Source organism: Oceanobacillus neutriphilus, from assembly GCF_014645515.1.
Taxonomy (GTDB): Bacteria; Bacillota; Bacilli; order Bacillales; family Amphibacillaceae; genus Oceanobacillus; species Oceanobacillus neutriphilus.
The window spans coordinates 78,950-101,176 of sequence record NZ_BMLW01000002.1; the positions used below are offsets into that span (position 1 = coordinate 78,950).

Annotated in this window: 25 protein-coding genes; 5 read left to right on the forward strand and 20 right to left on the reverse strand. The window is 35.8% G+C overall.

Features of this window, described 5'->3' with window-relative positions; translation table 11 throughout:
- Nucleotides 1-205: 205 nt before the first annotated feature.
- On the forward strand, nt 206-1,504 hold the full coding sequence (locus IEX29_RS03465) for an arsenic transporter (RefSeq protein ID WP_188733130.1): 1,299 nt from the start codon (nt 206-208) through the stop codon (nt 1,502-1,504).
- Between the two features lie 130 nt (nt 1,505-1,634).
- Here IEX29_RS03465 and cyoE read toward each other — a convergent pair whose 3' ends face one another.
- From cyoE to IEX29_RS03510, 9 genes are all read right to left on the reverse strand, one after another.
- A complete protein-coding gene (gene cyoE / locus IEX29_RS03470) occupies nt 1,635-2,552 on the reverse strand; it encodes a heme o synthase (protein WP_188733131.1) in 918 nt (305 codons plus the stop codon).
- Between the two features lie 1,020 nt (nt 2,553-3,572).
- Entirely contained in the window at nt 3,573-5,015 is a 1,443-nt protein-coding gene (locus IEX29_RS03475) for a sensor histidine kinase (RefSeq protein ID WP_188733132.1), read from the reverse strand.
- Nucleotides 5,016-5,019: 4 nt separating this feature from the next.
- Entirely contained in the window at nt 5,020-5,709 is a 690-nt protein-coding gene (locus tag IEX29_RS03480) for a response regulator transcription factor (protein WP_373290633.1), read from the reverse strand.
- 234 nt (nt 5,710-5,943) lie between these two features.
- Nucleotides 5,944-6,390, reverse strand: a complete 447-nt coding sequence (locus IEX29_RS03485; protein ID WP_188733134.1) for a DUF4064 domain-containing protein — start codon at nt 6,388-6,390, stop codon at nt 5,944-5,946.
- A 264-nt stretch (nt 6,391-6,654) separates the two neighbouring features.
- Nucleotides 6,655-6,834 carry a hypothetical protein gene (locus IEX29_RS03490; RefSeq protein WP_188733135.1) on the reverse strand — a complete coding sequence of 60 codons (180 nt, stop codon included), beginning with the start codon at nt 6,832-6,834 and terminating at the stop codon, nt 6,655-6,657.
- Nucleotides 6,834-7,331 (reverse strand): ABC transporter permease, encoded by a 498-nt coding sequence (locus IEX29_RS03495; protein WP_229720073.1) that lies wholly within the window; start codon nt 7,329-7,331, stop codon nt 6,834-6,836. The genes IEX29_RS03490 and IEX29_RS03495 overlap by 1 nt, the downstream gene beginning before the upstream one ends.
- Before the next feature lie 11 nt (nt 7,332-7,342).
- Complete coding sequence (locus IEX29_RS03500; RefSeq protein ID WP_188733137.1) at nt 7,343-8,350, reverse strand: LytTR family transcriptional regulator DNA-binding domain-containing protein; 1,008 nt, start codon at nt 8,348-8,350, stop codon at nt 7,343-7,345.
- 73 nt (nt 8,351-8,423) lie between these two features.
- Nucleotides 8,424-8,648: a hypothetical protein gene (locus IEX29_RS03505; protein WP_188733138.1), complete on the reverse strand. Its 225-nt coding sequence runs from the start codon at nt 8,646-8,648 to the stop codon at nt 8,424-8,426.
- A gap of 224 nt (nt 8,649-8,872) precedes the next feature.
- Complete coding sequence (locus IEX29_RS03510; RefSeq protein WP_188733139.1) at nt 8,873-9,370, reverse strand: small multi-drug export protein; 498 nt, start codon at nt 9,368-9,370, stop codon at nt 8,873-8,875.
- 357 nt (nt 9,371-9,727) lie between these two features.
- Between IEX29_RS03510 and IEX29_RS03515 the strand changes: the two genes are divergently transcribed.
- The 3 genes from IEX29_RS03515 to IEX29_RS03525 all read left to right on the forward strand — a co-directional run bounded on the left by IEX29_RS03515 (nt 9,728) and on the right by IEX29_RS03525 (nt 10,967).
- Entirely contained in the window at nt 9,728-10,345 is a 618-nt protein-coding gene (locus tag IEX29_RS03515) for a TetR/AcrR family transcriptional regulator (RefSeq protein WP_188733140.1), read from the forward strand.
- 71 nt (nt 10,346-10,416) lie between these two features.
- The gene (locus IEX29_RS03520) at nt 10,417-10,758 is read left to right on the forward strand and encodes an ATP-binding cassette domain-containing protein (protein ID WP_188733141.1); all 342 of its coding nucleotides are present in this window, start codon (nt 10,417-10,419) and stop codon (nt 10,756-10,758) included.
- Nucleotides 10,759-10,769: 11 nt separating this feature from the next.
- Nucleotides 10,770-10,967 (forward strand): DUF1648 domain-containing protein, encoded by a 198-nt coding sequence (locus IEX29_RS03525; protein WP_188733142.1) that lies wholly within the window; start codon nt 10,770-10,772, stop codon nt 10,965-10,967.
- A gap of 57 nt (nt 10,968-11,024) precedes the next feature.
- Here IEX29_RS03525 and IEX29_RS03530 read toward each other — a convergent pair whose 3' ends face one another.
- The 5 genes from IEX29_RS03530 to IEX29_RS03550 all read right to left on the reverse strand — a co-directional run bounded on the left by IEX29_RS03530 (nt 11,025) and on the right by IEX29_RS03550 (nt 15,695).
- Entirely contained in the window at nt 11,025-11,960 is a 936-nt protein-coding gene (locus IEX29_RS03530; protein ID WP_188733143.1) for a YitT family protein, read from the reverse strand.
- Nucleotides 11,961-12,303: 343 nt separating this feature from the next.
- Nucleotides 12,304-13,752 (reverse strand): glycoside hydrolase family 1 protein, encoded by a 1,449-nt coding sequence (locus tag IEX29_RS03535; RefSeq protein ID WP_229720074.1) that lies wholly within the window; start codon nt 13,750-13,752, stop codon nt 12,304-12,306.
- Nucleotides 13,745-14,095: a PTS lactose/cellobiose transporter subunit IIA gene (locus IEX29_RS03540; RefSeq protein WP_229720075.1), complete on the reverse strand. Its 351-nt coding sequence runs from the start codon at nt 14,093-14,095 to the stop codon at nt 13,745-13,747. Before IEX29_RS03540 ends, IEX29_RS03535 begins: the two co-directional genes overlap by 8 nt.
- Before the next feature lie 22 nt (nt 14,096-14,117).
- A complete protein-coding gene (locus tag IEX29_RS03545) occupies nt 14,118-15,359 on the reverse strand; it encodes a PTS sugar transporter subunit IIC (RefSeq protein WP_188733144.1) in 1,242 nt (413 codons plus the stop codon).
- A gap of 21 nt (nt 15,360-15,380) precedes the next feature.
- The gene (locus IEX29_RS03550) at nt 15,381-15,695 is read right to left on the reverse strand and encodes a PTS sugar transporter subunit IIB (protein WP_188733145.1); all 315 of its coding nucleotides are present in this window, start codon (nt 15,693-15,695) and stop codon (nt 15,381-15,383) included.
- 181 nt (nt 15,696-15,876) lie between these two features.
- Between IEX29_RS03550 and IEX29_RS03555 the strand changes: the two genes are divergently transcribed.
- Nucleotides 15,877-17,781, forward strand: coding sequence for a BglG family transcription antiterminator (locus tag IEX29_RS03555; protein ID WP_188733146.1), 1,905 nt, complete (start codon nt 15,877-15,879; stop codon nt 17,779-17,781).
- Nucleotides 17,782-17,841: 60 nt separating this feature from the next.
- On the opposite strand, the gene IEX29_RS03560 is transcribed toward IEX29_RS03555, so the two are convergent.
- The 6 genes from IEX29_RS03560 to IEX29_RS03585 form a co-directional block, all read right to left on the reverse strand.
- Nucleotides 17,842-18,840, reverse strand: a complete 999-nt coding sequence (locus IEX29_RS03560) for an acrylyl-CoA reductase family protein (protein WP_188733147.1) — start codon at nt 18,838-18,840, stop codon at nt 17,842-17,844.
- A 63-nt stretch (nt 18,841-18,903) separates the two neighbouring features.
- Complete coding sequence (locus IEX29_RS03565) at nt 18,904-19,692, reverse strand: MerR family transcriptional regulator (protein ID WP_188733148.1); 789 nt, start codon at nt 19,690-19,692, stop codon at nt 18,904-18,906.
- On the reverse strand, nt 19,667-20,593 hold the full coding sequence (locus tag IEX29_RS03570; RefSeq protein WP_188733149.1) for a DUF2268 domain-containing putative Zn-dependent protease: 927 nt from the start codon (nt 20,591-20,593) through the stop codon (nt 19,667-19,669). Before IEX29_RS03570 ends, IEX29_RS03565 begins: the two co-directional genes overlap by 26 nt.
- Before the next feature lie 133 nt (nt 20,594-20,726).
- A complete protein-coding gene (locus IEX29_RS03575; protein WP_188733150.1) occupies nt 20,727-21,353 on the reverse strand; it encodes a CPBP family intramembrane glutamic endopeptidase in 627 nt (208 codons plus the stop codon).
- Nucleotides 21,354-21,396: 43 nt separating this feature from the next.
- A complete protein-coding gene (locus IEX29_RS03580; RefSeq protein WP_188733151.1) occupies nt 21,397-21,702 on the reverse strand; it encodes a hypothetical protein in 306 nt (101 codons plus the stop codon).
- 6 nt (nt 21,703-21,708) lie between these two features.
- A complete protein-coding gene (locus IEX29_RS03585; RefSeq protein WP_188733152.1) occupies nt 21,709-22,140 on the reverse strand; it encodes a DnaA N-terminal domain-containing protein in 432 nt (143 codons plus the stop codon).
- Nucleotides 22,141-22,227 lie beyond the last annotated feature (87 nt).

Consider the following 22,227-nt stretch of genomic DNA (forward strand, 5'->3'; position numbering starts at 1 on the left):
TACAAATTTAGTACTTTGAAAACCTGTAGAAATTAAATTTATGTTTGCTATGTCGCCAGATCGGGTTATATAATCATATAGTTATCAGAAAAGCTGTCATCACTACATCTATCAATAAAATTCCCGTTTTACTTACCGGTAGAAAAAAATAGAATCAGGCGGTATCAGACTTCCTTGGAATAAAGTCAGACAAAGGAGAATCATCATGACTTCAACGCTTATATTTGCACTTATTATTTTTAGCATAACACTTATTTTCGTCATCTGGCAGCCGCGGGGTCTGAATATTGGCTGGTCTGCAGCAGGTGGAGCTGTCCTCGCCATTTTATTCGGGATTGTCGAATGGAAAGATGTACTGGAAGTGATTGATATAACCTGGAATGCTACATTAGCCTTTGTAGCAATTATTTTAATCTCCTTAGTTTTAGATGAGATCGGCTTGTTTGAATGGTCTGCGCTGCACATGGCTAAAGCAGCCGCTGGGAATGGATTGAAGATGTTTATTTACGTCAGTATATTAGGAGCAATCATAGCGGCATTATTTGCAAACGATGGTGCAGCTCTTATTCTGACACCAATTGTACTTGCAATGGTTCAAAACTTACATTTTAAAGCACATATGATTTTTCCATTTATAATCGCTGGAGGATTTATTGCTGATACAACATCACTCCCTTTTATTATTAGTAATCTGGTAAATATCGTATCAGCAGACTTTTTTGGAATCGGCTTTGCAGAGTATGCAGCACGGATGATCATCCCGAATCTTTTTTCCTTCACAGCGACTATTTTAGTCCTGCTGATTTATTTTCGCAGAACAATCCCGAAACGATATGATTTATCTAAATTAAAAGAGCCCAGGGATGCCATCAAGGATATTAAAATATTTCGTTTAGCCTGGTATGTTTTGGCACTATTAATTATTGGCTATTTTACAAGTGAACTGATTCATGTACCTGTTTCTATTATTGCCGGGCTGATCTCAGTAATTTTTATCATTTTAGCAAGACGCAGCCCGCATGTACGGGCTAAAAAAGTAATGAAGGATGCCCCATGGAATATCGTTATCTTTTCTATTGGTATGTATGTCGTTGTCTATGGTCTGGGAAATGCAGGTCTTACCTCCGCCCTCGCTACAGTAATTCAGACTGCAGCTGATCAAGGATTATTTATTGCAACCTTTGCAATGGGTTTTATTGCAGCAATCCTGTCTTCGATTATGAACAATTTACCTACTGTAATGATTGATGCGCTTGCCATTGCAGAAACCAGCACATCCGGTGCTCTGAGAGAATCTCTTATTTATGCCAATGTGATTGGATCTGATTTAGGTCCGAAGATTACTCCAATTGGTTCTCTGGCAACCTTAGTCTGGCTTCATGTATTGTCGCAAAAAGGGATAAAAATATCCTGGGGAGAGTATTTTAAAATCGGGATTATTTTAACTTTTCCTATCCTCTTTATTACTTTATTTGGACTGTACCTGACTTTATTAATTTTTTGAGCACACAATAAAACTTGAGCAGTAAGCGCAAGCCATTCAATTAATGGACTAAATTAACATTACGAAAAAGAACCAACTCTAAATTAGAATTGGTTCTTTCCTATTCGTCGATACAATTTTCTGTATCACCCTACAATTTAAAAATAATCCCCATCAGTGAATAAATAATCACCGTTGAAAAAACAATAGTCATATGAATTAAGGAATAAATAAACATCGATTTGGCCCATTTTTCCGGATCCATTCGGTTATAACCGAAGATGCTTAGAATAAGCCATCCAAGACTCATGATAAGAGATACAAGCATAAGCCCGACACTTAATGAGCTTAATAAAAAACTGATGCCAAACATAATAATCAAATAAATATTTGTCTGGATATAGGTCCGTCTGACTCCTTTTACAACAGGAAGCATTGGAATTCCAGCTGCTTGATATTCCTCATGTCTCCGAATCGCAATGGAATAAAAATGCGGCATCTGCCAAATAACTGCAATTATAAATAAGCCTAAAATCGCTGGATGTGTAATATCCGGGTACATCGATGCCCAACCGATTAAAGGAGGCATTGCTCCAGAAATGCTGCCTATTTCCGTATTAAATACCGTTCTCCGCTTGCTCCACATGGTATAAGGAACAACATAAAAAAACAGCCCTAGAAATCCCAGCAGCCCTGCTAGTGGTGTTGCCAGTGAAAGCAGGATAATTCCTGCCGCTGCCATGACTATTCCCAGCCACAATACAGTCGCCGGTCTGATTTCTCCCGTAACAGTCGGTCTCCCCTGCGTTCTTTTCATGATCGCATCAATATCGCGATCATATAAATTATTAAAAGCTCCCGCTGCTCCTATCACGAAAATAGAGCCTAAAAAAGCAAACAGGATTTCCGGCAGCTTCTCCAAAATACCAATATGGTATGTGTATAAAGATAGTGTTAATCCTGCAAACATCGGTATCAGGTTGGAACGGATAATTCCTGTTTTCACTGTTTGCGAAAGAATTTTTAATAAGGGCATATTTTGTTTTTGCCCATTCGATGCTTCTGCCATTTCTGATCTAATCTCCCTTTTACCTATCTATATCAAATATAATACATGCAATAAATACAATTAATTTTAAGCACTAAGAAAAATATATACCATACACTACTTTAATTCCAGTTAATTTGCTTATACAGAAGGTTTTATCAAGTGAAATTGTGAACATTAGAAGAACGCGTTTTCGCAATTTTAGAATATTAGAGTTTACATTGCTGCTGTGCCAGAGTTTTTCTTTTTCTATAACGAAAAAGAAATCCATGCAGCTTTTAAAGATACACGGATTAAAAAATTAAATGTTATTTACTCAAATTTCGCACCTAAAAAAATAACTTGCTTATCATAGAGACAGGTGTTGATTGTTTCTTCCATCTATCTCTTGTTAAAGCATAAACTCTAGCTAGAAAGAAGATAACGTGTAAGGCCCCGCTGCGGCGGACCGTTTTGCTTTCCTAGGGGCATGCTCTTCAGCTAACTTTTGCCAAGAAGAGCACTTGGCAAAAGTGGATCTTCAGATGATGCTATTCCCTCAGGAGTCAAAACGGTCCGCCTCCGCTAGCAAGGTATTCTATATTGTTTATTACAACTAAGCAAATAGAAATTAGACCAGCAAAGAATATCTTTTACGTGGTGCATATAAAAATGTCCCGTCACGATTACTTTTTGTTCATAAAAGCTATTCCCGATATTTACTATCCCATGCTGTGTCGTCATTTAAATTGCCAAATCAAGCATTTGAAAAGCGGTTTTCCTTTCAATTTAGCTAAAGCCATCCCCTTGGAAAACTAAGATCTCAGGCGTCCTGGGACTGGGACTGCGGTTACTCGTCCCACCGAAGAGCTTTTGCGGTTACTCGCCCCATCGGAAACATTTTTACGTCAAAAAGCGTAGTGGTTGGTTGCTGGAGCTATTATACACAATCTCCATTACATAGAGAATGATGGTTTAACAAAATGCAAGCAGAGTAATGAAAAACAAGTTCATCCTGGAATAGTAAGGTATAGATGCTTATTCTCAGGTGCGAAAGTTGAATTATTTATAGTCCATATTACAAATTGTTACTGTAAAAACAGCTCCTCCATCTGGATGATTATCCGCACTGATTTTACCCCGATGCTGCTCTACAATGGTTTTTGCAATAAATAAACCCAGGCCAGAGTGACCATCTGCGCTATTACGCGCCTTATCCTCCCGAAAGAACTTTTTAAACAGTTTTTCCTGATTTTCTCTTGAAAAGCCTGGACCGCTATCAGAAATAATAAATTTAAGCTCTTGTTCTGATATATATGTCTCCCAGGTGATAACGCCTTTCTCCTGCGTATAGCGCAAACTATTAATTAATATATTATCCAGCATCTGATTAATCCGAAAAGGGTCTAAGTAAAATAAACTTTGAATATCTTCCAGAAAATGAATAGAAGCCTGTAACTCGATGTCCTGTGCATGACATAGCTGTCTGTACTCATTGATTTTATCCCGGATCAGCACTTCGGGATTTACCGGTTCTGCTTCTAAATGAAAGTCTGTATTCTCATAGCTGGATACATCGTTTAATTCTTGAATAAGACGAATAGATCGCCGGCAGTTTAAAAGAATAGTCTGTAAATACTGTGTTGTCCGCTTTGGAAGTTCGTGATTACTTTCCAATATTCCTTCTGCGTGTCCTTGAATAATGGTTAACGGTGTCTTCAGGTCATGAGCCACAGCCGCAACCATTTCTCTTCTTTCTTCCTCCATGCTCCATTGTTTTTCGAGTGCTTCCTTTAGGGCCGTTTTCATCTTATCAAATGCTGCAACAAGCTGATGCAGCTCTTTAATATTACTTTTGTGATGCATTGTAAAATTTAAATCCTGTTTTTCTATTTTGCCGGCGCCGGCAATAATTTCATTAAACGGTTCTTTCATCCGTTTCGCCCAGCGTCTGCCTATTATATAAGTAAATAGAAAAATATATACAAACGGTGTAATAATAGCGAAAATGAATAAACTGAAAAGAAGTGCCCGTGAGTCTGCATTTGCTGAGATAACGGATAATTGATAACGGAATCCTGCCGCCCCAAGGAAATTCTGCCCGTTGTCAAAAATAGGATAATATACAACAATTTGATTGTCATCATAAATATTTTTATTCAGCTGCTTAAAAACATCCTCTTCTGAAGTAAGATAGTGTTCGTTCATACTGCCATATTGAATTTGCCCCTCCGCATTCACAATCTGATAGTCTAATCCTTCTAAAGGAATAATCTTATCTAACAGATCCTGATTATCTGGATTCAATATATCATCCTGTGTATTCACCATATCCACCATTTCAGGGATCTGGCTTTCATAGTAATTAGCAGGATTCAATGTTTTGTTTTGATTGATGATAGTAAATAAAAGAAATCCCAGTATCCAGGTAAGCAATGTTGCCAGAATACTATACAGCATAATACGATAAAAATGACGGCTTAATTGTTTTCGTAACGTCAACATTATATTAGCCTTCCCATTTGTATCCGACTCCCCAGACAGTTGATATGTAGGTAGAGAGCGGATCATACTTTTGAATTTTTGCACGTATTTTCTTAATATGCTCTGTAATTGTTGTAGAATCTCCAAAAGAATCTATTCCCCAAACCTGCTCATATATTTGTTCTTTGGAGAAAACCTGATTGGGATGCATCACAAGGAATTTTATAATCTCAAATTCCCGATAGGTGAAGGTCAGCTTTTTATCCTGATAAAACACTTCGTAAGCCAATGTATCAATGATAAGGTTTTTAGCATGAATCCGGTGATAAGCCTTGTGCGAATTTCTATGCTCCCGCCGTAAATGCGCAAAAATTCTCGTTTTCAGTTCCTTTAAACTGAATGGCTTTTCTATATAATCGTCTCCTCCCACAACCAGACCCTTGATCCGGTCGTGCTCAGTATTTCTTGCGCTGACAAATAGAATCGGGCAGGACACATGCTGCCTTATCTCTTCACAGAGCTGATACCCGTCCATTCCCGGCATCATAATATCAAGCACAATTAAATCCGGCTGCTGCGGCAGCTGTCGCAAGGCTTCTTCGCTATTATAGGCAACCAGGATCTGATAGCCCTCATCCTCCAGGGAATCTTTCATAAAGGTTACAATATCCTTCTCATCATCTACAAGCATAATTTTACTTTTCACTTTTATCATCCTATCTTTCTTATCCAAATTCCTATATTTAGTATATAGCCTCTAAAAATCAGAGACAATATCCTTCTGCTCTCAGCTACCCAAAACATTAACAGCAGGACTGACAATGATTGGATAAATACCCTTTTCTATCTCATCTTCTTTATTCAATAGTTTAGATGACAAATATAAAGATATTATAAAGAAGCACACATACCCATTTTCAGTATGCGTGCTTCTTTATAGTATCTATGTTTACATTATTCCATTCCCTGCTTTCCGATGTTTTACCACCGTAATTACACCAGCAATCAGGTAACCAATGCCGCCAATGACACCCAGACCCAATGTTAAAATAGTACTTAAAACGCCTAAAATAATCAGCAATATACCAACAAGCTTCACTCTTATCCGTTTACCTAAAAAGACAGCTGCCGCAATACCTAAGAGACTTGAAACAATTGCAACTATAATAACAAAAATCACACTGTTACTGAAGATTTCTATCTGTTCTTCCTGTGTTACACCGCCGAGCTCATCTCCTGTACTTTGTAATCTGTCCTCTACTTCTTCTCTGAACCCCTCATCAGAATCTAAATCACCAAGCATACTGTAGGAATTCATTGTCAGAAGACCAAACGATAGAATAGCAATAATAATGAATAGAATACTGATATTATATTTAACTTCTCCTGTCCGCAAAACCGCACCCCCTGTTTATACCCAATTAAAATTATGTATGGTTCTTTTTTACCCTCCTTCTATATTAAATCATAGGAGGAAAAATTGAAAAGAAATGTATCGATTTGTAAGTCTTTTTCTTCCTTTTTTGATTTTCACTGGTACTTATTGCAACCATATGGCTCAAAATAAAAAGCCTTATATAAAAAAGTCAGTTGAATTAATCAGTCCATTTTCATATAAGGCAAAACCCTTTGTACCATTATTTAGCTTTTATTTCTTTTTTTAATACTTCTGCTTTTTATACCAGCTTATGAAAATAAAGATGACTGCTGTCATCCAAATCGCGGGGACAGCAAGATAAGAAAGAAAAGGTTCATTGAAGTAAAGCTGATCAATCCCATAATGAAGATGATAATTTGGAAAAACAGCCAGCCAGGGCATACCTTCCTTACTGCTATTCATCAGGAGACCTTCAATAAAAAAATAGAATAGAATGATGGCGTACCATAAAGACTGATTTCAATGGTATTCTTTGTTTTTATTCCTAAGAAAGTCCCGGCAACCAGCATGCTAACTACGATAGGTAAAACCAGTATAAATAGTTTTACGATAAAGAAAAAATGATTTCCGTAAAGTACAGAGAAAATAACCAATACAAATACCGTTACTGTAAATGTAACCAGCATTTTGGAAAGAAAGATTTCTGTAAACGAAAAACCAACCTGCTTCAAACGTCGAATTGTCCTCTGTTCCTGCTCTTCAACCATTAAATTCCCTTGCATCAGCATTGTAAGCATTACGAAAATAAATCCAAGCAAAAAAGATAATGAGAGGTTTTCTTCTGGAACAACAGCAAGTATAGAAATAAAAAAAATTACCCCAATAAGATTAAATAATACCTGTCCATTCCAGCGTAAATCACATACATCCTTATACAGTAATGCTTTCCACCGTCCCAAACGTCTTTTCATCATAAATGTATCAACTCTTTCAGCTTACTATAGTTTCCTTTCGACAACGGGATGGTACTGCCAGGTGGATTGTCCAGACTGAGACTATAGCTGTTTTTACTCCAAATAATAATTTCCCGTACACGCTGCAGATTAACCAGATACGAACGGTGACAACGGAAAAATCCCAACGGCTGTAAGCGTTCCTCTAATGTTTTTATCGTATTGGAAGAAGCAAACTCCTCATCATTTACAAAGAGATAAGTTTGTCCTTCACGAGCTTCAATATAATCGATTTCAAGTGGATTAAAGAGGATGATTTTATCCTCAATTTTTGCACTAATCTTATCTAACTGAACCTGCATACTTGTCGTCTCTTCCTCATAATTTTCTTCCACAGCATCTTCGGTGTCTTCTATATCCTGCTCCAGCTGCTGAGTACCCCGATTTGAATAACGATAAACAGTATTGCCAAGACGGATTGCCTCTTCCAATGTCGATGTAAACAATAGTACCGCTGCACCTTTATCAGCCAGATGTATCAATAAATTATGAAGCACATGCTTTGATTGCAAGTCCAATCCGAGAGACGGATCTTCAAAAATATATACGGCAGCCTGTTGGATCAATGTAGAAGCAAATAATAAGCGACATTGTTCTGATCGGGTCAGATGCTTTGTCTTCTTCGATGCACAGGGCTGTAATTCACATAGATTCAGAATCTGTTCTAAATCTGCCTGTTGCTGATATAATTTGCACCAAAACATGAGCATTTGCATCACTGTCAATCGTTTATATAACCCGTCTGTCTGCTGGAGCAGATAAACACTCTGAAAGTCGCCTTCTGGTAAGGTCATCGCTTCTTTTTTTATCTGATGTAGGTGATTTAATAACTCAAACAAATGTCCGATATATTCATTTTCACATTGAACAGCGATAATCTCTCCCGTTTGAACAGTTAGGCTTAATTCAGGCAGCAGGACTGTATTTTTTTCAATTTTTTTAAGTCTATTAAAAGAAATTGCCATCCAAACTACTCCTTTATTCCAATCGAATCTTCATTTTAATCATATAGGAAGCATTGTCATTTAACCATTATTTTTAATATTCGTCAGAATCTTTATTTGAGCTTAAAGAAGCCATGAAAAACGCAAGCGCAACAATCAAGGCAATACAGATAAAACCGGCAGGCACAAACCATCCAGGTGCTTCAAAATCCGGAAATGCTGGTATAGCCTCTGATAAAGGGTCATAAATAACCAGAAAAGGAACAACTGCAAACAATATCATTAGGATAGCTATAACTATTTGCATAATTTTTTTCACAACATACCACTCCTCATATTATATATTTTAAAATCACTTATCTTTACTTCTTTCTTTATAATAAAAAAATAGAATGAATAAAAGGAAATATATGATTTAATCATCTAAAAAAACCCTTTTAATTTACATATAATGTTTGGATAATATAACTTTTAGCAGCCATAGATTATTCCCCAGGAAATAATCTATGATCTCGAACTCTATTTAATTATGACACCTCTCCCTTATGAAAACGGGTTTAGATTTGGAAGGTATTCCAAAAGGTTGACTCCATAATGAAAAGCTAATCCTAATGCAATAGACCATACACCTATACCAATCGCCTGCCAGATACTTACATAAGACTTTTTAGCTCCTGACGCAATTGAAATCGCTGCACATACGTGATAACAAATAATCGGTCCAGCAAAGGATAGACCTGCAACGCCATATTTATTAAATATATTCTGTGCACGATTTTTTCGTTTATTGCTTTTATCTTTATTAGTAACCACTTTCTTGCGCAGGCCGGAAATCAGCCAAATAAACACCATCACAGACAGCCAGTTACCAACAGCACCAATTAAGACAACCTGAATACTAGGAAATCCAAACACAATCCCAATTGGAATTGCTACATATGATTCAAAGAAAGGCACAATAGAGATTAGAAATACACTTAAATACTGCACCCATTTATCTGCCTCCATTAGATTAACCAGTAAATCTTGAAACCATTCCATAAAACATTCACTCCTCATTTGTTTGTTAACTCAATCTTACGGGAGAGAAAGTATTACTTCATTAGATTACTGATGAAGAGAGGGAAAAAAGCATTGAATGTAATCCAATGAATGCTGAGTGGTACTTATTTTTGAAAAGAATTGATTTTATAAGTATCCATACTATAAGAGTGGAATGAATGAAGTAAATTCAAGACTGAACGGAGCTTAAAACAAAATAAATTTAAAAAATTAACGTCTGTCTCATTTTCTTATCTTTTTTCACTTTATAAATTTTACTGTTCCATTATAAAGGTCAATTAACAATTGACACTTTGTCAGTCTCCTGTATATACTTAACACAAGGAGGAATATTGCATGAGGGATGTGAAATTGCCCGAAGTACGAAAAGCCGAAATTTTAGATGCTTCTATGAAATTATTTAAGGAAAAAGGCTACCTGCAGACAACGACCCAAAATATTATTAATGAAGTGGGAATATCACGGGGACTGCTTTATTATCATTTTAAAAATAAAGAAGAAATCCTTTATATTCTGGTTGAAAAGTCTGTTAAGCCATTAATTGGTCAGATGGAGATAATTGTAGAAGATACAACGTTAACTCCTATGGAAAAGTTAAACCAGTTTTTACAGACAACCATTATTCAGGAAGATACCGTTACAGCGGAGAAAGTCACACTGCAGGAAACTGTTCAACTGGAGGAAAATAGATATATGATGGATCGCTTTTATCATAAATTTATTGAAAAGCTTCTTCCTTTATTTACACAAATTATTGAAGAAGGAAAAGAACAAAATATATTCCAGGTGGACCATCCTTACGAAACTGCTCACTTTTTAGTGACAGGGTATGTCTTTGTTTCCAATGATCTCAAACTTAAGAAATCCAGTTTAGATGAAATGAAAGTTTATTTACAGGCTTTTAAAGAAGTCTTAGCAAAAACACTGGGTATTGAAGAATCTATTTTAGACTGAAAACCAATGTACCTTACTTCATTGGTTTCTTTCATAACCATAACTGACACTTTGTCAATAAGAGGGATTTTATGTTAAAAGTAAATCATGTTACAAAAGTTTACGAGGATGGCACCAAAGCAATTGCAGATATTAATCTTCATATCCGACGCAGTGATATTTATGGATTTATCGGATCTAATGGAGCCGGAAAATCCACAACGATTAAATCAATTGTCGGTATTCACCCTTTTAACGAAGGAGAAATCTGGATTGTTGGTTATTCCATCAAAACGGATCCTGTTCTCTGCAAAAAGAGAATTGCATTTATCCCAGATAATCCTGATCTTTATGAGCATTTAACCGGGCTGCAATATATTAACTTTATCGCTGTGATTTTCTATCTTCGGGCCTGCACGATAAAACGTATATAAGGAGAATGTTTATGAAAAAGGATTTCATTGTACTTTTAATCATGCTTATTGTTTTGTTCGTCATTATTTTATTTTTGCCCGATTTGATTCCAATTCATTTTAATTGGCGAGGAGAAGCAGATATTGTTGTTCATAAATATTTTCTTCTGTTTGGGGTTATTATTCCTTATTCTGTATACTGGCAGTTTTTTAGAGAAAAGAGAGATTGATCCTCTATACGAAAAAGACCTTTTCCTTAAAAAATGGAAAAGGTCTTTTTCATATAACTATGCTTTCTCATTAACAGGCGTATTATCGGGAGATGTAAAGCTCTCCTCATCCGCCTGCTTTTTATAATAACGGCGTTCCAGTTTTTTGCTTCGGAATGTTTTCTGTCCTGGATGATGGGCCTCTGCAAAGCTGCCACCTGTAACGTCTTTCACAGTGTGCACAACCGTAAACGCATTTTCGTCAATACTGTTTACCAGCTTTTTCAAATAGAATAACCGTTGTTTAGGAATAGCAACGTAAATTAGATTTTCCTCGACGCCCTCTGCGTTTTTCTCAGCTTTTAATACGGTCGTATGTGTGCCCAGACTTGTTTGCAGCGCATGCTCCACTTCTTTTGTTTTATCAGAGAATATATGCACCACTCTTTTAGCTTCAAAACCTTCGAGCACATAGTCCGTTACCCTTTTTCCAATAAAAAGCGCGAGCACCGTATACATCGTATACAGCGGTCCAATCACAAAAATACCGGCAACGACAACAGACGCATCTAAAATAAAGTTGGTGCCTGTCAATTCCCAGCCAAATTTGTAGTTCAACATACGGGCAATGGTCGATGTTCCACCAGTGGTGCTTCCTGAACGGAAAATAAGTCCAAAGCCTGCACCAGTAAATACACCTGCAAAGATAGCTGCCAGAAGAGGGTCTGGTATTCCTGAAGTTAAGTCTTCGAGGATATATATAAAGAATGAAAATAGCGGTATGGTGATAAGTGATTTGATAATCATATCTTTCGGCAAATAACGAAAACCAATCAGAAGAATAACTGCATTCAGAATAAGGGTAGTTAATGCAGGTGATATGTCTGTTTCGTGGTAGATAAGCAGCGCAAGTCCTGGAACACCTCCTTCGGCTAAGGAATTCGGCATCGCGAAAATGGCTACAGAAGCGGCAAAGAAAAAAGTGCCAGCAATTAGAAATACGTAGTTTTTCATATAAAACCCCTTTCTTAGTATGTTTTTTCAAAATAAATCATTCTATCATAAACCATACCATTAGCATCTAAAAAAACCTTTCCTTTGTCTTAGATGGAAAAGTTTTTTAAATCAAGTTCATTATAACGCAACAAAACCCCTTATCTGTAGAAGGAGTTTTGCACGCTTGTCATAATAACTACTTTACCTGAATTAATACCTAAATTCAATGGTCAAATGGAATTGTTTCTTTTTCTGATGATTTTAGTCCAAAGAGACAAATGCTCTAAAAAAATTTGACCCTTATAAAATATATATTTTAAAAAAAGCCAATATATATATTAATACCTCAGCATTCTTTTCGTTAAAGCCTGCTGCCATTGGATGCAATTACTTTCTGATACCAGACAAAACTGTCCTTTTTAATTCTCTCAAGGGTTTTCATATTCTTGTCATCACGATCAATATATACAAACCCATATCGTTTTCTAAAACCACTGGAGGTGCTTAATAAATCAATAAAGGACCATGGCATATATCCCCATACCTCTGCTCCATCTTTGATGGCCAGTTGAAGCTGCCGGATATGATCACGGAGAAAATCAATTCTTTCCTGGTCATGAACTTGTTTATCCTCTGTCAGTTCATCCAGCGTTCCGAGACCGTTCTCTGTAATCATCAATGGAATCTGATAACGGTCATATAGTTCATTTAATATATATCGAAACCCTATCGGATCAATTTCCCAATCCCATCTTGTTTTTTGTGTAAATGGATTAGTCATTCCTTCAAAGAGCCCTGGAATATTATCATACTGCGTATCATCGTCTTTCCCATCATAATTCAACTTTAATTCTTTTTTATCCGCATCTTCCGGAATATATTTTACAACACGAGACTGATAATAGTTAATCCCTATAAAATCAGGTTTCGCAGATTTTATACATGCCATATCTTCAGGCTCAATGGTCGGTTCTATTCCATTTTCCACGAGATAATTCCATACAAAAGGTCTGTATTCCCCTTTCATATATAAATCCATAAATAGATATGTCCGCAGTTCATCAGCATGTCTTGCTGCTAAGATATCCTCTGGTTTAGAGCTGGCGGGATAATTAGGAATAATGCCTAATGCCGGTCCAATTTTTGCATTAGGAAGCTGTGTACGACATAGGTGAATTGCTTTAGCATGAGCTAATGTCATAATGTGATTCATTTCATATTTCTGCTTCTCCAATGGAATGTCAGGATTAAATTCCATCAAATACGGCAGCTGAAACATGTTACTTTGCTCATTAATGGTAAGCCAATAGTTTACATCATCAAAATATGTGAAAAGTACTCGACAGTATGCTTCAAAATCATCTATGACCTTCCTGGATGACCACCCTCCGTATTCCTCCTGCAGGCACTGGGGCAAATCAAAATGATAAATGGTAACGATTGGCTCTATTTCATATTCTTTTAGTTTATTAATCAAATTACGATAAAAATCTAAGCCTTCTTGATTTATTTTTCCTCGACCGTTTGGCAATATTCTCGGCCAGGAAATAGAAAATCGGTATGCTTTCAATCCAAGCTCCTTCATAAGCGCAATGTCTTTTTCCCAATATTGATAATGACCTGAAGCAATACTTGGATCAGCGTAATTTTTATTCATATTTTTTTCAACAACCGATAGTGTTTTTCCATATTTTAAATGATCTCCCTCAATTTGATAAGCAGCAGTTGCCGCCCCCCATAGAAAATCATCCGGAAATAAATGAGGCGCCTGAACAGACATCGTATCACTTCCAATCGACAAATTATTCACTTTCTAATTTCTTTATCCTTTGATCAAATGATTTAGAGATTTTTAATAGATTTCTGGCTATATTCCACTCACTCATTACTGTCATCAGATGGTCCTGAGCATGTGTGAATAAAGTAGAATAAGGAACTGCTTCTCCTCTGGCCTCTTCTTGAATCGTCTCTGTTTGAGCTGAATGTGCTGCTGACATATGTTTTTTTGCTTGTGCTAATTTCGCTTCCGCCTCTGCGAATTTAAACGTTTCTACATCCTTCAAAGCAGCTTGAATATCAGCCCTTGCATCTCCAGCTCCTAATATAATTTTCATAGATACTTCTTGTAAACTTTCTGCATTATGTTGGCTCAAATCAAGCCCTCCTTAAATTGAATTAAACTTCCTCCGGCTGTTTTTCTTCATTTACTTTTTGATTATCATATACTTTGACAAAAGGATACCAGATGATTAATGATACGACGAGATTAATCAGCAGCAGTAATAATCCGCTAATATCTGTATTAACGAGATAGGTGGAAATTCCAATAGGCACATACCATAATTGCATTACCTCAGCCGGAAGTGTGATTACTCCCATGGAAAGAACTATATATGTGATTGCCGGAATGATAATACCGTTCAGCCACATCGGGATCATAAGAATCGGATTAAAGGCTACAGGAGCACCAAATACAACAGGCTCATTAATATTAAAGATAGAAGGAACTATTGTTACCCTGCTGATTGCTTTCAAGTGATTCGATTTGGCAATCAGAAGCATAATAATGACTAAAGGCAATGTCGTTCCCATACCACCAATCCATATCCAGGCCATCATTGTCTCAAATGTATGAATAAAGGAAGGTTCTGCTCCCTGACTTAATAGGTTTGCGTTTTGTTCAATTCCGGCCATCCAGATTGGAAAAATAATCGGGTATAAAGCCCATGGACTAATACCGAACGAATATAAAAACACACTAATAAATGTGATAATAACAAAGCCTGCAAAACTTTGACCAATATAGTTGAGCGGTTCAAACAGACTGAGAATGGCATCATAAAGATCAAAGCTTCCGACAATTGTAAAAAGCCATGCAGCCAACAATAATAGTGTAATTGGTACAATCGTATCGAACCAGACTATAATAAAGTCAGGCAGTGAGCTTGATTCTTTAAAAAAGGACATTTTGCTGAATAAATAGAATACAAAACCAACAAGCAGTCCGACAATAATAGCGACAAACATTCCATTTGCCCCAAATCTTTCAAAAGAAAATATAATTTGCCCCTCATCATTAAAAGTTGGAGAGAGCAAAAATAAAAACATTGCTGCACCTGTTAAACCTGCAACTAATTTTCGATCACTTTTTTTCAATTTTTCCATGATAAAGTATGGTGTCAGAAAAGAAATGAACAGACTCATTAAACCAAATGAAAAATCACTGATAGGTTGCAGATTAGGCATATTAGGAATGAAATCATTTAAAATCATAATCAGTGTGATTAATGACCCAACGAGAATTAACGGTAATACACCCATAATAGATTCTTGTATAGCAGAAACCCAGGCATTCCTGGTAATTTTATTCATCTTAGGTGCAAACGAGCGGTTCATATACGCAATCAATTTGTTCATGGTTATCCCCCTTATCCAGAATTATTCTAATCCCAGCTCCTTGACGATAATGTCAAGACCTTTATCTCCATTCAATGTTCCATAAGTCATTTGATCAATGACTTGATAAGGAATATTCGTATTTGAAAGCTGTTCTGCAATATCATCCTGAATATAGCTTAAATGTGGTGCTATTAATACCATGCTGATTCGGTCCATATAATCAACCAATTCTGATTCGCCTCTTGCTATCACTTCTACCTCAAACCCTTTTTTCTTAGCAGACTTACGAATATTTTGAGCTAGAAAACCGCTGGAAGCTCCACCACTGCAAATTAGTAAAACTGTTTTTTTCATTTTGTTTTTCCCCCTTGTTTTTGATGTACTTATATTATGCCAAGGATAAGGTATACTAACGAATATTCCTTTTGCCTATTGGCTGGCAATAGATTTATTTTCTTATAATGTAATGACAGGATTATAATGAAGTTAATTCTATAGAGATTGTTTGAAACAGAACGGAGGGAGGGGAATTCTAATGAAGGAAAAAAACATCGAAGCACTCATTCATTTATTAGAGGAACACAGTGGCTGGATGAAATCAAAACAAATACTAACTTATTTAAATATTTCGCCCCGGACCTTGAGGAACTATATTCAGTATATTAATGAACATTATAATCACTTATTTATCATAGAATCTTCAAGCGAAGGTTATCGTCTGAAAAAAATAGAGAATGGTGAAACCATACAAACAGAGAATAAACCATTTGAAAACAGAATGTACTTCATTTTACAAAGGCTCATCTTAGCTGAGAATGGTGTGGATATATTTGATTTAAGTGATGAATTATTTGTAAGCGTTCCAACTATTGAAAAAGATTTGATAGAATGCCGAAAATTTATTAAAAATTATGACCTGAGCATTGAAAGAGCTAAAGATTATTTATTTTTAAAAGGGAGGGAAATAGATAAGCGCAAAATAATGCGTGTGATTTATACTAAAGAATATAATACAACCTTTTACAATATTATTGACTTAGAGAAGACATTTGGTTATGAGCTTGGAAATTTCAAAAAGAAGCTGCTGCAAATTATTCAAAGTCACGATTACGATATCAATGAATATACTCTAGGCAACATTATCTATCATATTGTTGTTTCCATTGAACGGATACAGGATAATCAATATATACATTATCACGTCTATCCTTTTAAAGAAAAATTTATTTCAATAAAAATTGTTCATGAAATACAACACTTAATTGAATCTTATTTTCATGTTCAAATGGATGAAAATGAATTATATTACCTGCAGGCACTGATAAGCAGTAAAACAACGAATACCCTTGAAGAGACTGGAACTGAAGCACATTCCCGGTATATGAGCTTAGTTAATCAAATTATACAAAAGGTAAACGAGAGCTACTTAATCAGCTTGGATGATGAAGAATTCAAGACCAAATTTGCTTTACATGTTCAAAACATGATGATTAGAGCTTCCAATAATTTTTCATTTGAAAATCCACTTACGCAGTCTATTAAAAGCTCTTCACCATTGATTTATGATCTATCTGTCTATATTGCCAATCTTCTCTCAGAAGAATTGAACATTAGATTGCCCGAAGATGAAATAACCTATATTGCTTTGCATGTGGGGAGTTGTTTGGAGTTAAAACAAAAAAATAATGATTCTATAAACGTCATTCTTATTTGTCCAGCCTATAACAACTTACACTTGGTGATAAAAGAGAAGCTGGAGCACTATTTTGCAAATCAATTAGTTATTACAAAGGTAATAACCAGGATTGATAAGGAGATAACAGAGGTGCGTGGAGATTTAATTATTTCCACTGTAACCATTCCATTTGAGCTTCATATAAAAGAAGTGCTTATTAATACCTTTATGGATGCGGATGATATTTTAAAAATACAAACACAGGTAAACAAGATAAAGCATGATAAAAAACAAAAGCAAATCAAGCAAAATCTTATCTCTTTATTTGATAAAAGGCTCTTTATTCTGAGCAATGAAGTTTTTAAAGATGAATTTGAAGTCATTCATTTTATTACGAAAAAAATGGCTTCATTACAACTGGTTAAACAAGATTTTGCCCAGGATGTGGTTAAAAGAGAAAATCTATCGTCTACTGCTTTTAATAATATAGTTGCCGTCCCCCACTCCATAAATATGGACGCATTGCAAACAGCAATTGCGGTAATGATAACGAAACAGCCTATCCCATGGGGAGATGCTTCGAATATAAAAATTATCTCTTTAATTGCTATGAACTATAATGAACGAAATCTTTACCGTGATATTTATGATGAATATATTAAAATTCTTTCTAATCCCGAAAATGTCAATAAGCTTGCTAATTCAAGGTCTTATGAAGAGTTTATTGATCAGCTGATTGATTTTATAGACGAGCAGACAGACTAATTAAAAAGAAAGAAGGAGAACGCTATTTTTTTCCGTTCTCCTTCTGCATGATATATATAATTAACCTTCTAAATTCACAAGCACTCTCCCTAAATGATTACTTTCAAACATTGCTGGTAATAACTCCGGCAATGCCTCCAGCCCTGCTTCCTTATATACTAAATCCTCAAGGTTATCTAATTTTAAATCGCCGGCTAAACGTTCCCAGATCTGCTTCCGCTCTTCCATCGGGCAATATACCGAATCTATCCCAAGTAAGGAAACACCGCGTAAAATAAACGGAAAAACAGATGAAGGAAGCTCTACACCAGCAGCCATCCCGCTGACAGCAACGCTGCCACGGTATTTTATTTGTGCTAATAGGGAAGCTAACGGCTCTCCGCCTACCGCATCAATTGCAGAAGCCCATTTTTGCTTGTCGAGCTTTTTCAGCTTTCCGTTATAAATTTCTTTTCTGTCAATTACTTCTGCTGCGCCTAACTGCTGCAAATAATCCTTTTCAGAATCTTTTCCAGTACTGGCCACTACGTGATACCCTTTCTTTTTCAAAAGAGAGATAGCAATACTTCCTACGCCGCCTGTAGCTCCAGTAACAAGGACCGCACCATTTTCCGGGTTAAGTCCATTCTCTTCTAACCTTTGAACCGATAAAGCTGCTGTAAAACCGGCTGTTCCCAAGATCATGCTTTCTTTTAAGCTTAAGCCTTCCGGAAGAGGTACAATCCATTCTGCCGGCACGCATGCATATTCACTATATCCGCCAAAATGAGAAACGCCTAATTCATAGCTTGTAACGATAACCGGATCACCTGCCTGATAACGATCATCCTTAGAGTCAACTACTTCTCCTGCTAAATCAATTCCCGGAATAAAAGGATATTCCTTTACAATATTGCCATCAGGATGAGCAGCAAGACCATCTTTATAGTTAATTCCGCTATACTTCACCTTAATGAGAACATCACCTTCAGGTAAATAAGAAGGTTCAATTTCTTTTACATTTAGATGTAAGTTTTCATTTTCTTTTTCTATTACAAGTGCTTTAAATGTATCTGTCATGATAATACCTCCAACTAGCTATATACTCTAATTGATTATTCCCTGAATTTAGGTGTTTCAATCCTATATTGATTTATTTTTATTGGAAAGCTCTTCAGCTTGGCAGTGATGTATAATCGCCTGGCAGATAAATTCATTCAATGTATCATTCCCGAATTGATTGATATATGCTTTAAAGCTCTTATCATCCTTATACGTATAAGCGATACATTGCAGAATCTCCTTATCCCCAGTCATAAACTGTGTTATATATTTTTTCCACTCAAGCACAGTTTGCTGCACCTTTTTAGAAGCAGGTGATTCCTCAGAAAGACTGGCAAACCGCTGGAATATATCCTGCATATTTTGATCGAAAGCTTCAAATATAGCAGCCCTTTCTGCTTCAGGGGTTTGCTCGATATTTTTTTCATACTCTTTATATTTATCAGTATGTCCGTATTCATATTTCGCTTCTTTTTGGTACTGTTCTTTTAACGGCAATATACCGCCTTTATGGAACATATCTAAAAAAACAATATCTTTACCTGACATAAAATCATTTAAATTGGTCAATGTTCGTTCGAGGTTCTGTTTTTTCATCTCCATTACGTGATAATGTCTGGCTAAAACAGTCCTCTGTTCTTGTTTTGACATCTCTATAATGCTTGTTATTTCTTTCAAGGGGAGATCTAATTCCTTTAAAAGCAAAATCATCCGCAATTTTTTCAGATTCTCATGATTGTACATCCGATAGCCTTTATCTGAATAACTATCCGGCTTTAATAAGTTGATTTCATCATAATAATGGAGTGTTCTTTTCGTCACACCAGTTATGACAATCATATCTTTAACGGTATAGTATGGTTTCTTCATTCCAATATTCTTTCACCTCACTTAATATCTCATCAGCCGGGAGTATCGTTGCTTCTACAATGGATTTCCCCGTTTTTTGCAGGTAATACTTCACTAAATAATATCCGCATGCATATCCAGCGCTATGTGGTACCCCAACTGTTGGTAAACCTTGTAATTTAGTAACTTCATCTCCATAAAGATATTGCATGATTTGCTGCAATCCTGTTATTTCCAGATTTTCCTTTAATATTGGTTTAATGACATGATTCAGTGTATTGGCATCTGTTTTACTGACCCAGGGTCCAACTAAATCTTCACCATATATGGAGGTCGCAAAATTCTCTGCAAGTCCTTCGCTTACAATTAATTCTCCAAGATTAATTTTATCATTCCATTCAATAAATTGATAACGGACATTATGATTACATTCATGAGCTAATACAGATTTCAAGCGCTTTAATGTGTACTCATTTGGAATCAGACTTAAAAAAATATAACCGGGGATCCCTCCTTCTCCACTGTATCCTTCACTCAGCTGCAAAATCTTGCTGTCAGGGTTCCCTAACAAAATTGTAAATAAATAATCGGACACAGGCAAATCAATACCTTGCTTAGTAAATTGGTTTAAGCTATATTCCATTGCCTGATTTAACTCATCCCATAATTTATCTGAGGAAATCATTTCTAACTCTGATTCTATTTCCGGCGTTATCATCTCCGGCGCCAGATGAGCCATATTATTTATCGTCATCACATCAAATCCATTTTCCTCCTCTGCCCGAAATGGAATCTGCTGTATATCCCATTTTTTCATGAAAGGAGCCAGCATCCTTTGACGGTATAATTCAGCTTTTTCTTCTGGCGGACAGGCGATAATATCCCTATAAATCTTATCTGATCGTAATATGTTGATATTCATTTCACTCACACCTTTTCACATTTTGTTTTTAATTTAAAGTATTACGTAACGTGAAGGTCAAGTAAAAATGAAAAACGAATCTCAAAACAGTAGCTCTGAGATTCTTCTTTGAATTTATTATCCTGCTTATTTTTTAAGCCAAGCTTGTGAAATTCCATAAACTATGAATCAAAATTGGTCCATATAGCGAGTCTGTTTTTCTATAAACAATACACGTGATAACACTAAACATAAAGATAAAAATCCTCTGTGGCAGGGGAACGTTGTGAAGCAGCGTAAAAATCAATGATGTAATCAGCATTCCCATCCAAAATGGAAGGTAACTGCGTGAGAAATCTAAAATTACTCTTTTCATTAATAATTCTTCGTAGATTGGAACAAATATACCGGCAACTATTATTAACAGAATAATTAATGGTATAGAAGTAATCTGTATAATTTCTGTTCCGGAATTTTGGCTGCTGATGGAAAGATATGAAACCGCTCCTGAGCAAGCAACCGCAAGTAAATAGCCTATAAAAACATATATATAATTATTTATATTTTTGAAAAAGTCAAATGTCAGCTTTTCAAAAAAGAAAGCACGGTTTTTTCTTAATAATAAAAATATCAGTGCAAAGAAAACTCCAACTACCATTGAATCACTGATGTAAGAAAGAATAATAACATCAAATAAATCTCTAAATATAATAAACAGGATAGTAATGATGACTAATAACAAAGTACAATAAATAAAACTTTTCTGTTGTTCCTTTTCCATGAACAGTTTGATTCCTTTCGATCTCTCTTGTTAAATCCATTTTTTAATCATTTTGTACGATTGATAGTTTTATTTGATTATTAACAGCTTCCATATCTTTATTTTTGAAACTAACCCAAATCACAGCACCATTAGGATGCTCATAGCTGACCGGCTCTTTAAACAATACAGGCTGTTCCAATTTCCACGCATATGTCTTCCGGTAGGGCAAAACAGTTTTAACCGTTCCCAGCCTTTCTGTGACATATTCGTTATACGCTTTAATGGATAAAGGACCGATAACAGAAGTAAGGTTAGCTATGCCTATAACTTTCTTAGTACCACTGGCAATTATTCCAATCGTACCCATAAAAAATCATTTCACTTGTTCCTCCAGCTTACTTATTCTTTCTTCCAGCTGCTCTGCTCTTTCATCTAGACGTTTCACATCTATTAACTGTTCAATTCTCTGCTCCAGCCGGTCTATCTTTCTTTCTAATCTAGTAATGCTGTCTGTATCATTTTGTGATGATTCAAAATAAGCGTTCGGGAAAATAGATGTCAGCTTTTCATTTTCTTCTGTTACTTCAAAATGAATACTGTAATCCTCTCCAGTTACATCTTTTATCGTATCAATAATCAATGTACTATAATTTGTCTCCAGCCAATCTATTGTAAATGCACTGGATGAATAAATCGTTAAGGCATCGTCTTCTAATTCTGCCGAAGTATTTTTAAACCAGGTATTAAAACTGGGTTTGGATATTTGAGAGTTTATTTTTTCTAATACTTTTTGCCATATATCCATTGAATTTTCCTCCTGTATGTTTTATTCAAAGTTATTAGCTGGTTTTCATCCACTACCGCATACTATTCTTCATACAAAAATATGAAA